The organism is Streptomyces sp. NPDC014891, assembly GCF_043081085.1.
Lineage (GTDB): Bacteria > Actinomycetota > Actinomycetes > Streptomycetales > Streptomycetaceae > Streptomyces.
In genome coordinates this window covers 76,188-87,388 of sequence record NZ_JBIBWF010000013.1, presented here as the reverse complement: position 1 = coordinate 87,388, position 11,201 = coordinate 76,188, and the positions used below count along the sequence as shown (strand labels likewise).

Sequence of the window (11,201 nt, the reverse complement as noted above, 5' to 3'; positions counted from 1 at the left end):
GGGGGGCCGCCGGCTCCCTCAGGCGGCGCTCCGTCCGAGGGAGTCGGCGAGGTCCAGTTCGTACGACGTCCCCGCCCGCCCGTCGAGCGTCACGCTCCCGACCGCGCCGAAGCCGACGCGCCCCAGCACGGCCCTCGAACCGTCGTTGTCGAGGGTCGTCACGGCGGTCAGCCGGCTCAGCCCGTACTCCTCCCGCGCCCGCCGGCACACCTCCCGCACCCCGGCCGTCGCCACCCCGCGCCCGGTCGCCCGCTCGGCGACCCGGTACCCCAGCTCCGCGGAACCGTCGCCGACGTCGACGAGGTTGAAGCGCCCCAGGATCTCGCCGTCCTCCCCCACGAGCACGTGGAAGTGGATGCCCCCGGCCTCCTGCTCGTCGAGCAGCGCCCGGTGCCGCTCCTCGAAGTCGGTGAAGTACGCGTCCCCCCGGTCGGGCACGGACGCGGCGAAGTACCCCCGGTTCTCCCGCTCGAAGACGAGCAGGGCGGGGGCGTGGTCGGATCGCAGTCGCTCAAGTACGGCCATGGGCGCCACCGTACGAAGAACCGGCGCCGGGTGCGTACGACTTTTCGGCCCGTCGTGATCACACACACGCGGAGGCGCACCCGGCGGACCGGGTGCGCCTCGCTCGACACGGCACGCGCGGGGGCGTGTCAGGCGTCGTAGTCCTGGTCGAGACGGTCCTGGGCCTCCTGCTGGGCCCTGCGCGTCTCCTCGTCGGGACGGCCGCGGCCCCGGGATGCGCGCTCGGACGCCTCGTCCCTCGCCTTGCCCATGGCCTGCCGCCTCAGCTGCTCCGACCTGTCCTCGAACTGCTCTGCCTTGCCCATGAACGTTCACTCCTCGAAGGGTGGGAGGGGCCGGGGCGAGGTGCCTGCCGGGCCTCGACCAGCCTTGCACGGGCGCACATTCCACGCATGTCGATCGATCACGGACGGCTACCGGGCCCGGAGCGGCCCGGCGGCGGCGCGGCGGGGTCCCCTCCCGCCGGGCCGCCGCGCCGGGGTCAGCGCGCCGCCGAACGGCCCGTCCGCTCCTCCTCGTCGGCCGCCCCGCCCGCGCCCACCAGGCCCTTGGAGACCGTGCCGAGACGCGGCTCGAAGCGCCGCATCTCGCGCTGTCCCACCGTCGCGATCAGGCCCGGCAGGTAGCCGCGGACCGACTGCATCCCACGCAGCCACCACTGCGCGTAGACGTGGGGGGAGCGCCGCTCGATGCCGGCGACGATCCGGTCGACGGCCGGGCCGAGCGGGTACGTGCGGTTCGACGGCCACGGCAGCCGCTGCCGCAGCTCCTTCATCACGTCGTCCTGGTCGGCGCCCCGCACCATGTCGGTGTCCGTCCAGGAGAGGTAGCCGACGCCGACCCGCACGCCCTTGTGGGCCACCTCGGCGCGCAGGCTGTGCGCGAAGGCCTCCACGCCCGACTTGGAGGCGCAGTACGCGGTCATCATCGGCGCGGGGGTGATCGCGGCGAGCGAGGCGATCTGGAGGAAGTAGCCGCGGGACTCCATGAGGACGGGCAGGAAGGCCCGGCCCGTCACCGCGCCGCCGATCAGGTTGACCTCGATGACCCGCCGCCAGGCGGCCGGGTCGGACTCCACGAAGGGACCGCCCGCCGCGACACCGGCGTTGGCGACGACGATGTCGACCTTGCCGAAGCGCTCCTTGACCTCGGCCGCGACCTTCGCCATCGCCTCGTGGTCGGTGACGTCGGCGTGCCACCATTCGGCCTCGGTGTGCAGCCGGCCGGCGACCTCCTTGAGCTGCTCGGGCTCCAGGCCGACCAGCGCGATCCGCGCACCGCGCGCGGACAGCTTGCGGGCGAGGAGCTCCCCGACGCCGCGGGCGCCGCCGGTGACGACCGCGACCTGTCCTTCCAGGCTCACCCGGCTCATGCCTTCTCCTTCACTTCCAGGTACGTGTCGGTCAGTTCGCGGATCCGCGCGGTGACGGCCTCGGGGGCCTCCACCGGTGTCATGTGTCCCATACCCGCCAGTTCGAGCAGCCCCACGCACTGCGGGAGCGCCTCGGCCATGGCGCGGGAGTGGACGGGCGGGGTGAGCCGGTCGGCGGTGCCGACGACGACGGCGACGGGCAGGTCGAGCGACCGCAGGCCGGCCTCCAGGTCGAGCTCGGAGAGCACCCTGGACCAGCCGACGCGGGCGCCGCGCGGGCAGGCGTGCACGATCCGGGCGCAGGCGTCCACCCGCTCGGGCGTCGACCCGGGGCCCATCGTGGCGTACTTGAGGATCCTCTTCGAGACGGCGTTGACCGGCCCGAGCGGCGCCTTCGCGCCGAGGACGCCCCGGGTGAGCCGGGTGCGCCGGGCCCCGGCCCGGCCCGGCACGACGGTGGCCTCGGCGGTCAGCCGCGAGGGTCCGGTGGAGCAGAGCAGCACGGCCGCCGCGTGCTCCCGGAAGCCCGGCCGGTCCGCCGCCGCCATCACGGTCATGCCGCCCATGGAGTGGCCGGCGAGGACGGCCTTCTCGCCGGGGGCCAGGGTGCTCGCGAGGACCGCTTCGAGGTCGTCGGCGAGGGCCCGGGTGGCGTAGCCGGAGGGTCCGGCGGGGACCGGGGACCGGCCGTGGCCGCGCTGGTCGTAGGCGATGACCCGGTGGTCGGTGGCGAGGGCCCGTATCTGCTCGGCCCAGAAGGCGATCGAGCAGGTCCAGCCGTGGGCGAGGACGACGGCGGGTGCGCCCTCGGGGCCGTACACCTCGACGTGGACGCGGGCTCCGTCGGCGGAGACGGCGGTGAGTTCGCGGGAGGTGGGCAGCGGGGTCAGGTGCCGGCTCACTTGGCGGTCTCCTTCGCGCGGGTGCCGCGGGTCTTGGCGGCGGCGGGCTTCGCCGGCTTCGGGGCGCGGACGACCTCGTACTCGGAGAGGTCGACCTGCCGCGTCTCGCGGCGGAACTCCCCGGTGGTGCCGGGCCACAGGGTGGTGTTGCGCCCGTTGGCGTCGAGGTACCAGCTGTCGCAGCCGCCCGCCTTCCAGACGGTCCGCTCCATCCGGGCCTGCACCTTGCGGTTCCAGGCGCCGACGGCGGAGGGCCGGACGGCGAGGGCGGCGCGGCCGCCGAGCACGTTCAGCTGGCGCAGGTAGTCGGCCATGTAGTTCAGCTGGGACTCGATCATGAGGATCATCGAGGAGTTGCCGAGGCCGGTGTTGGGGCCGATGACCGTCATGAAGTTGGGGAATCCGGCGGCGGTGGCGCCGCGCAGCGCCTCCATGCCGCCCTTCCAGGACTCGGCGAGGGTCTTGCCCTCGGAGCCGACGATCCGCTCGGCGATCGGCATGTCGGTGACGTGGAAGCCGGTGCCGAAGACGATCGCGTCGACCTCGGTCTCGGTGCCGTCTGCGGCGACCACGGTGGAGCCGCGGACCTCGCGCAGACCGGAGGCGACGACGTCGACGTTGGGCCGGGCGATCGCCGGGTAGTACGTGCTGGAGAGCAGGATGCGCTTGCACCCGATGCGGTACGAGGGGGTCAGCTTGGCCCGCAGGGCCGGGTCCTTGACGGACTTGGCGATGTTGGCCTTGGCGAGCCTCTCGACGATCCCGAGCTCGCCCGGGTGCTTGGTGAAGGCGCCGACCTGGAGTTCGCGGATGCCCCAGAGCAGGCCGCGGCGGAGGGTTCCGGTCACGGGCAGGGCGCGGTGGAGCCAGCGCTCGGGGCCGGAGATGGCGCGGTCCATGCGGGGCATGACCCACGGGGGCGTCCGCTGGAAGAGGGTCAGCCGGCCGACCTGCGGCTGGATCGCGGGCACGATCTGGATGGCGGAGGCGCCGGTGCCGACCATGGCCACGCGCTTGCCGGTCAGGTCGTAGTCGTGGTCCCAGCGGGCCGAGTGGAAGACCTTGCCGGGGAAGTCGGCGAGGCCGGGGACGTCCGGGATCTTGGGGTCGGAGAGCGGCCCGGTGGCGGAGACGACGACCTCGGCGCTGAAGGAGCCCCGGCCGGTCTCGATCTCCCAGCGGAGCGCCTCGGCGTCCCACTCCATCCGCACGACCTCGTGGTCGAGCCGCAGGTGGGGGCGGATGCCGAAGGTGTCCGTGACGTGTTCCAGGTAGGCGCGGATGTGGCGCTGCCCGGAGAAGGTCCGCGGCCAGTCGGGGTTGGGCGCGAACGAGAAGGAGTAGAGGTGGGAGGGGACGTCGCAGGCGCAGCCGGGGTAGCTGTTGTCCCGCCACGTGCCGCCGACGGAGTCGGCCCGCTCCAGGACGACGAAGTCGGTGATCCCTTCGCGGCGCAGCCGGACGGCGGCGCCGAGGCCGCCGAATCCCGATCCGATCACCGCCACACGTACCTGCTCGTGCTTCGCCATGCCGCCTCCCGAGCGCCCAGCCGATCGCGCCAGCAATCACTGGCACAGTCGGGACTGTAGAGCAGCTCCATACCGAGCGGTAGGGGTCGGACGAGGGAAAGTTACCGGCGGTACAACATAGGCTGGCGTCCGTGGCTGAAGGATCAGGCAAAGGGACAGGCGACGGATCAGGACCCGGCCCGGTGACGCACGCGGGCGGCTCCGCGGACCCGCGGGCCGGCACGGGCGCGGACCCGCGGCGGGCCTCGCCCGACGCCGGGGCCGCACCGGGGCCCGGGGCCGCGCCCGAGACCGGGGCCGCGCCCCAGGCCGCGCCGGGGACCGGGACGCACGCGCCCGAGACCACCCCTGAACCCGAGGGCCTGCGCGAGTACCGCATGGAGGAGCTCGCCGCCGCCGCGGGCATCACCGTCCGCACCCTGCGCTTCTACCGCGAGCGCGGCCTGATCCCGCCGCCCCGCCGCGAGGGCCGGATCGCCTGGTACGACGAGCAGCACCTGGCCCGGCTGCGCACGATCGCCGCCCTCCTGGAGCGCGGCCACACCCTCAACGGCATCGCCGACCTCACCACCGCCTTCGAGAGCGGCCGCAACGTCCGGGAGGTCCTGGCCCTCGGCTCCCCCAGCGAGGAGGAGCCGGTCCGGCTGACCCCCGAGGAGCTCGCCGACCACTTCGCCGGCGAGGTCACCCCGGAGAACCTCGCCGCCGCCCTCGACCTCGGCTACCTCGTCACCGACGGCGAGGAGATCATCCACATCAGCCGCCGGCTGCTCGACGTCTCCGCCGCGCTCGTCCGGGAGGGCGTCCCGCTCGCCGAGGTCCTCAAGGCCGGAGCCCGCGTCCGCGAGCACGCGGACGCCCTCGCCGAACTCTTCACCGACCTGCTGCGCACCCACGCGGCCGAGGACGACCTGCGGCGGCTGCGCCCGCTCGCGAAGAGCGTGGTCGAGGCGGAGCTGTCGATGGCGCTCGACCGCCGGCTCGGCCCGGGAACGCCGCGGGACACCCCCTAGAGGGCGTCCCGGCGGACCCCTACGGCTGGTAGACCGCCGTCACGGGCGCGTGGTCGCTCCACCGCTCGGTGTGGGTGGCGGCCCGCTCGACGTACGCCTTGACGGCCCTGGCGGCGAGCCCGGGGGTGGCGAGCTGGTAGTCGATGCGCCAGCCGCTGTCGTTGTCGAAGGCGCGCCCCCGGTAGGACCACCAGGAGTAGGGCCCCTCCTGCTCGGGGTGCAGGGCGCGGACGACGTCCACGTACCCGCCGTCGCCCTCGTCGAGCACCTGCCCGAACCACTCCCGCTCCTCGGGCAGGAAGCCGGCGTTCTTCTTGTTGGCCTTCCAGTTCTTGAGGTCGGCCTCCCGGTGCGCGATGTTCCAGTCGCCGCAGACGACGACCTCGCGGCCGTCGGCGGCGGACCGCTCCCGGAGCTCCTTCAGGTACGGCAGGAACTCCCCCATGAACCGGTACTTCTCGTCCTGGCGCTCGGTCCCGACCTCGCCGGAGGGCAGGTAGAGGCTGGCGACGGTCACGCCGGGCAGGTCCGCCTCGACATAACGGCCGGCGGTGTCGAACTCGCTCGACCCGAAGCCGACGCGGACCCGGTCGGGCTCGCGGCGGGTGTAGAGGGCGACCCCGGCCCGGCCCTTGGCGGCGGCGGGCGCGTGGACGGTGAACCAGCCCTCGGGGGCGCGCACCTCGGGCGGCAGCTGGGCCTCCTCGGCGCGCACCTCCTGGAGGCAGACGGCGTCGGCGTTGGTCTCGCCGAGCCACTCGACGAAGCCCTTCTTCGCGGCGGCACGGAGGCCGTTGACATTCACGGACGTCACAGTGAGCATCCCGGGAGAATACCGACACCCCACCGTCGCATACATGTACGATGAAACGCATGAACATCCAGCCCACGCCCTACGACCACCCCGACGCCGTCGCGCTCAACGACGCGGTCCAGGCGGAGTACGCCGTCCGCTACGGCGACGAGGGCGACGCCACACCGCTGGACGCCGGGATGTTCGCCCCGCCGCGGGGCCTCTACCTGCTCGCCTACGACCCCGACGGCGCCCCGCTCGCCACCGGCGGCTGGCGGACCCAGGACGAGAACGACGAGGGCTACGAGAACGGCGAGGCCGAGCTCAAGCGCATGTACGTGATCCCCGAGGCCCGCGGCCTGGGCCTGGCCCGCCGCATCCTCTCCGCCCTGGAGTCCGACGCCCGCGACGCCGGCCGCACCCGGATGGTCCTGGAGACGGGCACGGCCCAGCCGGAGGCCATCGCCCTCTACACGTCGAGCGGCTACGAACCCTGCACCAAGTTCGGCCTGTACCGCACCCACGACAACAGCCGCTGCTTCGCCAAGCCGCTGACCTGACGTCCCCTCATCCCGCACCCGGGACCGGCCGCCGGCCGGTCCCGCAGGATCCCACGGCCGGGGCGGAGACGTGTCGGGACCCACAACGACGAGATCCCGTCCGATCTTTCGATCGGACGGGATCTCGTCACCGTTCCCGAGAGCTACTCGCGAACTGTCGTTTGTGGACCTGTGGGGATTTGAACCCCAGACCCCCTCGATGCGAACGAGGTGCGCTACCAGACTGCGCCACAGGCCCTTGCGACGTGTGAAACATTAGCACCCCGACCGGCTCAGACAAAAATCCATTGCCCCGCAGGTCAGCCGGGGGCCGTCGCGGGCCCCCGGCGGGGTCACTCGTTGGCCGCCCGGGGGCGGTCGTCGTCCGCGTACTGGTCGAAGAGCGGGGTCCGGCCGTGGTCGCGGTCCCGGCGCGGCGGGGTGGTCCGCTGGCGCGGGGCCGGGGACGGGGCGGGGGTCGGGTCGGCCGCCGTGGAGGAGCGCGCCGCGCTCCAGGTCTCCGGGTCCGTGACGTCGACGCCGCTCGTGGCGCGCGGGGCGACCGGGGCGGTGACGTACGTGGGCAGCGGCACCGGGACCGGGTCCCAGCTGTCGCCGCGGGCCGGGCCGCGCTCGCGCTGCTGGTCGACCCACTCCGCGTGGTCGGTCTGCTCCACCAGGGCCCGCCGGTCCGCCTCCTGCGGGGAGGGGGGCTGGGCGGACTCGGGCGAGGGCTCGGGCGTGGGGGCCGGGCGCCGGCTCTCCCGCAGCCGGGCCGCCGCCGCCTCCGCGCGCCGCCGGTCCATCACGTACACGAAGCGGCGCCGCTCCTGGATCCGCAGGTGCACGATGTACGCGCTGAGGAGGAGGGCGGGCACGGCCGGCGCCCAGAGGAAGGGGACCCCGCCGACGGCGGCGACGACCGCGCCGAGGGTGAAGGCCGCGAAGAGCAGCGTCGTGGTGCGCCGGCGGCGGGCGAGTACCTTCCCGCGGCGGGCGCGCTCGGCGGCTCCGGACGCGGGGCGGGCCGGCGCGGCGTGCGCCGCCGGGTCCCTCGGCTCCCGTTCGGGGAGTTCCAGACGTGCTTCCGTTCTGGCCGCGGGCGCGGAGAACGCCCGGACGTCGACCGAGCTGAGGTGCTCGGTCTCCACGTCCGGGTCCACGTCGGGCGTCGGACCCTCCGCCGTACGGTCCCGCTCCTTCAGCTCCCTGGCATAACGGCGCTCCATGCCCGCCCGTCCGGAAAGCAGCCGGATGGCGGTGCTGAAGCGTTCCGTCGGACGCGCTTCGTTGAGCTCGTCCTGCCTGCGGAGCCACATCGGTACCAAGTAGGCGGCCCAGGCCCCGACGATGACTGCGTAGATGAGGCCGCTGCTGCTCACGCCTCACACGGTAGAGGGGTTCGCGCGAAGGCATCGGCCAATTGGCCCGGTGTGTCGCACGATCTGGCTGATATCACTGAACTTTTTTGTGATTGTTCAGATCGATTGACCGCCAACTACCGATTGAATTCGAACACTTATCTTATTCTCGCGTGGTGCCAGCGTTTCAACAGTCCTTCCGGCACCTCCTCCGCCGTCAGCGCGAAGACCAGATGGTCCCGCCACGCGCCGTCGATGTGGAGATAGCGGGGCCGCAGCCCCTCCTCGCGGAATCCCAGCTTCTCGACGACCCGGCGCGAAGGCCCGTTCTCCGGACGGATGCAGACCTCCATGCGGTGCAGGCCGACCGCGCGGAAGCAGTGGTCGACCGCCAGCGCGACCGCCGTCGGCATGACGCCCCGACCGGCCACCTCGCTGTCCACCCAGTAGCCCACGTGCCCGGAGCACATGGAGCCCCAGGTGATGCCCGCGACGGTCAACTGCCCGACCAGCCGCCCCCGGTACTCGATCACGAACGGCAGCATCCGCCCCGCGTTCGCCTCCGACCGCAGATGGCGGACCATCTGACGGTAGGTCGGCCGCTGGGCCGGCGGCCCGCCCGGGGGCGGCGGCGGAACCGTCGCCTCCCAGGGCCTCAGCCATTCCCGGTTGCGCCGGTTCACCTCGCGCCAGGCCGCGTGGTCGCGCATCTTTATCGGACGGAGCAGCACGTCTCCGTCCACCAGGACCACCGGCCAGCTCGGGATCACGACGGTCTCGGGTGGTCGCCGCCGCGGATCTGGTCGACGGCGTGACGCAGGATCGGCTCCAGGACGGTCAGCCCGTCCCGCACACCGCCGGAGGAGCCCGGCAGGTTCACGATCAGCGTGCCGCCCGCGACCCCGGCCAGGCCCCGCGAGAGCGCCGCCGTCGGCACCTTCTCCCGGCCGTACGCCCGGATCGCCTCCGGGATGCCCGGGATCTCCCGCTCCAGGACCCGCCGGGTCACCTCGGGCGTCTCGTCGGTGGGCGAGATGCCCGTACCGCCGGTGGTCACGATCACGTCGTACCCGGCGGCGACCCCGGCCCGGAGCGCGGCCTCCACCGGCGCCCCGTCGGGGACGACCTGCGGGCCGTCCACGGCGAAGCCGGTCCGGCGCAGGGCCTCCGCGATCAGCGGGCCGCCCTTGTCCTCGTAGACCCCGGCGGCCGCCCGGTTCGACGCCGTGACGACGAGCGCCGCGTACGGGGAGGCCGGAGCCCCGCCGACGTCGTCGCCGAGCGCCGCCGGCGGATCCGCGTGGTCGTTCCCGCCCGGCTCCCGGCCCGCGCGCGTCACGACCCGCTCCGCGTCCAGTGGCCCGACTTGCCGCCCGTCTTCTCCTCCACCCGTACGTCGGAGATGACAGCGCCCTTGTCGACCGCCTTCACCATGTCGACCACCGTGAGGGCCGCCACCGAGACCGCGGTCAGGGCCTCCATCTCGACGCCCGTCCGGTCCGTGGTCTTCACGGTCGCCAGGATCTCCACCGCGTCGTCGGCGACCGCCAGGTCCAGGGTCACGCCCGACACGGCCAGCGGATGGCAGAGCGGGATGAGGTCCGGGGTCCTCTTCGCTCCCATGATCCCGGCGATCCGGGCCGTGGCGAGCGCGTCGCCCTTGGGGACGCCCTCGCCGCGCAGCAGCTCGATCACGCGCGGCGAGACGAGGACCCGCCCGCTGGCCCGCGCCGTGCGGGACGTGACGTCCTTCGCCGAGACGTCGACCATGCGGGCCGCGCCCGCCTCGTCGATGTGGGTGAGACCTTGCTGCGTGCTCATCGCCGTGACACTCCCGGTCGCTGTGTGGGACGACACCGTACCCCCACCCTCGCCCTCTCAGCCGAGGAGGACCACTTCCAGCTCGGCGCCCGGCTCCACGCTCTCCGTCTCCTCCGGGACCACGAGCAGGCAGTCCGCGTGCGCGAGGGCGGCGATCAGATGGGATCCGGCACCGCCCACCGGAGTGACGGTGCCCGCCTCCGGGTCGTACGTCCCGCGCAGGAACTGCCGGCGCCCGGCGGGCGACGACAGCGCCGCGGAACCCGCCAGCTCCGCCCGCACCACGGGCCGGTGCAGGTCCTCCACCCCCATCAGGGCGCGGATCGCGGGCCGGACGAACAGCTCGAAGGAGACGTACGAGGAGACCGGGTTGCCCGGCAGCGCGAGGAGCGGGATCTGCTCGGCGCCGATCGCTCCGAAGCCCTGGGGCTTGCCGGGCTGCATGGCCAGCTTGCGGAAGTCGACCTGCCCGTCGGCCGTCAGCGCCTCCTTGACCACGTCGTACGCGCCGACGCTCACCCCGCCCGTGGTCACGATCAGATCGGCCCGGATCAGCTGGTCCTCGATGGTGGCGCGCAGCGACTCGGCGTCGTCGGCGACGGCCCCCACCCGGTAGGCGAGGGCGCCCGCGTCCCGCGCGGCCGCGGCGAGCGCGAAGCTGTTGGAGTCGTGGATCTGCCCCTCGGCCAGCGGCTCGCCCGGCTGGACCAGCTCGCTGCCGGTGGACATGACGACCACCCGGGGGCGCGGCCGCACCCGGACGGTGCCGCGGCCGATCGCGGCGAGCAGCCCGATCTGCGGCGGCCCGAGCACCGTGCCGGCCGACAGGGCCAGCTCACCGGCCCGCACGTCGCTCCCCCGCTCGCGGACGTGGGCGCCGGCCGCCGCGGCGCGGTGCACCCGGACCTCGCCCGACGCGCCCTCGGGGGCGGCGCTCGCGGCGGTCATGCCGGTGGCCGCGCCCCCGCCCGTACCGCCGTCGGTCCACTCGACCGGGACGACGGCCTCGGCGCCGGGCGGCAGCGGGGCTCCGGTCATGATCCGGGCGGCCTGGCCGGGGCCGACCTCGGGCAGTCCGCCGGCGCCCGCCGCGACGTCGCCGACGACGGTGAGGACGGCGGGGAACTCCTCGGTGGCGCCCGCGACATCGGCGACCCGGACCGCGTACCCGTCCATCGAGCTGTTGTCGAAGGGCGGCAGCGCGACGGGCACCGTCACGTCCTCGACGAGGACGCAGCCCTGCGCGTCCAGGAGCTGCAGCTCGATGGGTTCGAGCGGGCCGACCGTCGCGAGGATGTCGGCGAGGTGCTCGTCCACCGACCAGAGACCGCGCGCGGGCCCCGCGC

13 protein-coding genes and 1 tRNA gene are annotated in these 11,201 nt (G+C 73.9%); 2 read left to right on the top strand and 12 right to left on the bottom strand.

Translation table 11 applies throughout. From position 1 onward, the window contains the following. Window positions 1-18: 18 nt before the first annotated feature. The 5 genes from ACF09E_RS31035 to ACF09E_RS31015 form a co-directional block, all read right to left on the bottom strand. Complete coding sequence (locus tag ACF09E_RS31035) at window positions 19-525, bottom strand: GNAT family N-acetyltransferase (protein WP_392208946.1); 507 nt, start codon at window positions 523-525, stop codon at window positions 19-21. Window positions 526-653: 128 nt separating this feature from the next. Continuing rightward, entirely contained in the window at window positions 654-830 is a 177-nt protein-coding gene (locus ACF09E_RS31030; protein WP_388806225.1) for a hypothetical protein, read from the bottom strand. A gap of 176 nt (window positions 831-1,006) precedes the next feature. Continuing rightward, on the bottom strand, window positions 1,007-1,897 hold the full coding sequence (locus ACF09E_RS31025; RefSeq protein WP_392208943.1) for an SDR family oxidoreductase: 891 nt from the start codon (window positions 1,895-1,897) through the stop codon (window positions 1,007-1,009). Beyond that, on the bottom strand, window positions 1,894-2,787 hold the full coding sequence (locus ACF09E_RS31020) for an alpha/beta fold hydrolase (RefSeq protein ID WP_392209157.1): 894 nt from the start codon (window positions 2,785-2,787) through the stop codon (window positions 1,894-1,896). The genes ACF09E_RS31025 and ACF09E_RS31020 overlap by 4 nt, the downstream gene beginning before the upstream one ends. Before the next feature lie 8 nt (window positions 2,788-2,795). Beyond that, window positions 2,796-4,328: a flavin-containing monooxygenase gene (locus tag ACF09E_RS31015; RefSeq protein WP_392208941.1), complete on the bottom strand. Its 1,533-nt coding sequence runs from the start codon at window positions 4,326-4,328 to the stop codon at window positions 2,796-2,798. A gap of 377 nt (window positions 4,329-4,705) precedes the next feature. On the opposite strand from ACF09E_RS31015, the gene ACF09E_RS31010 reads away from it, so the two are divergent. Continuing rightward, window positions 4,706-5,341, top strand: coding sequence for a MerR family transcriptional regulator (locus ACF09E_RS31010; RefSeq protein WP_392209155.1), 636 nt, complete (start codon window positions 4,706-4,708; stop codon window positions 5,339-5,341). 19 nt (window positions 5,342-5,360) lie between these two features. On the opposite strand, the gene ACF09E_RS31005 is transcribed toward ACF09E_RS31010, so the two are convergent. Next, window positions 5,361-6,164, bottom strand: coding sequence for an exodeoxyribonuclease III (locus ACF09E_RS31005; protein WP_392208939.1), 804 nt, complete (start codon window positions 6,162-6,164; stop codon window positions 5,361-5,363). A gap of 50 nt (window positions 6,165-6,214) precedes the next feature. Here ACF09E_RS31005 and ACF09E_RS31000 point away from each other — a divergent pair, with 50 nt between their 5' ends. Next, complete coding sequence (locus tag ACF09E_RS31000; RefSeq protein ID WP_392208937.1) at window positions 6,215-6,694, top strand: GNAT family N-acetyltransferase; 480 nt, start codon at window positions 6,215-6,217, stop codon at window positions 6,692-6,694. A 164-nt stretch (window positions 6,695-6,858) separates the two neighbouring features. Here the strand turns inward: ACF09E_RS31000 and ACF09E_RS30995 are convergent. The 6 genes from ACF09E_RS30995 to glp all read right to left on the bottom strand — a co-directional run bounded on the left by ACF09E_RS30995 (window position 6,859) and on the right by glp (window position 11,172). After that, window positions 6,859-6,932: transfer RNA gene (locus ACF09E_RS30995), tRNA-Ala, on the bottom strand. A gap of 94 nt (window positions 6,933-7,026) precedes the next feature. Next, window positions 7,027-8,055, bottom strand: coding sequence for a gephyrin-like molybdotransferase receptor GlpR (glpR, locus tag ACF09E_RS30990; protein WP_392208935.1), 1,029 nt, complete (start codon window positions 8,053-8,055; stop codon window positions 7,027-7,029). Between the two features lie 137 nt (window positions 8,056-8,192). Beyond that, entirely contained in the window at window positions 8,193-8,786 is a 594-nt protein-coding gene (locus tag ACF09E_RS30985) for a GNAT family protein (RefSeq protein ID WP_361848713.1), read from the bottom strand. A 14-nt stretch (window positions 8,787-8,800) separates the two neighbouring features. Then, entirely contained in the window at window positions 8,801-9,373 is a 573-nt protein-coding gene (locus tag ACF09E_RS30980) for a molybdenum cofactor biosynthesis protein B (RefSeq protein WP_392208933.1), read from the bottom strand. Further along, window positions 9,370-9,855 (bottom strand): cyclic pyranopterin monophosphate synthase MoaC, encoded by a 486-nt coding sequence (gene moaC / locus ACF09E_RS30975; protein WP_361848628.1) that lies wholly within the window; start codon window positions 9,853-9,855, stop codon window positions 9,370-9,372. Before moaC ends, ACF09E_RS30980 begins: the two co-directional genes overlap by 4 nt. A gap of 57 nt (window positions 9,856-9,912) precedes the next feature. Further along, on the bottom strand, window positions 9,913-11,172 hold the full coding sequence (glp, locus tag ACF09E_RS30970; protein ID WP_392209152.1) for a gephyrin-like molybdotransferase Glp: 1,260 nt from the start codon (window positions 11,170-11,172) through the stop codon (window positions 9,913-9,915). Between the last annotated feature and the right edge of the window lie 29 nt (window positions 11,173-11,201).

Excerpts from the sequence above, each read along its gene's own strand:
- ACF09E_RS31035 (WP_392208946.1), bottom strand. The coding sequence starts at position 525 with ATGGCCGTACTTGAGCGACTGCGATCCGACCACGCCCCCGCCCTGCTC.
- ACF09E_RS31030 (WP_388806225.1), bottom strand. The coding sequence starts at position 830 with ATGGGCAAGGCAGAGCAGTTCGAGGACAGGTCGGAGCAGCTGAGGCGG.
- ACF09E_RS31025 (WP_392208943.1), bottom strand. The coding sequence starts at position 1,897 with ATGAGCCGGGTGAGCCTGGAAGGACAGGTCGCGGTCGTCACCGGCGGC.
- ACF09E_RS31015 (WP_392208941.1), bottom strand. The coding sequence starts at position 4,328 with ATGGCGAAGCACGAGCAGGTACGTGTGGCGGTGATCGGATCGGGATTC.
- ACF09E_RS31010 (WP_392209155.1), top strand. The coding sequence starts at position 4,706 with ATGGAGGAGCTCGCCGCCGCCGCGGGCATCACCGTCCGCACCCTGCGC.
- ACF09E_RS31005 (WP_392208939.1), bottom strand. The coding sequence starts at position 6,164 with ATGCTCACTGTGACGTCCGTGAATGTCAACGGCCTCCGTGCCGCCGCG.
- ACF09E_RS31000 (WP_392208937.1), top strand. The coding sequence starts at position 6,215 with ATGAACATCCAGCCCACGCCCTACGACCACCCCGACGCCGTCGCGCTC.
- moaC (WP_361848628.1), bottom strand. The coding sequence starts at position 9,855 with ATGAGCACGCAGCAAGGTCTCACCCACATCGACGAGGCGGGCGCGGCC.